Consider the following 260-nt stretch of genomic DNA (forward strand, 5'->3'; position numbering starts at 1 on the left):
TCTCAAAACTACGGTTACAAATTCGGACAAGAGGAAGAAACCTACAACATCGTTGCAGCCCACGGCTACTTCGGTCGCTTAATCTTCCAATACGCTTCTTTCAACAACAGCCGCAGCTTGCACTTCTTCTTAGCAGCTTGGCCTGTTGTGGGCATCTGGTTTACCGCTTTGGGTATTTCCACGATGGCGTTTAACCTGAATGGGTTCAACTTCAACCAGTCCATCATCGACTCTCAAGGTCGCGTGGTGAACACCTGGGC

General features: G+C 49.2%; 1 pseudogene. It reads left to right on the plus strand.

From position 1 onward, the window contains the following. Positions 1–260 (plus strand): annotated as a pseudogene (locus AC0QH1_RS00350) (photosystem II q(b) protein); the annotation flags it as partial.

The sequence above is a fragment of the Phormidium sp. CCY1219 genome, from assembly GCF_055795085.1.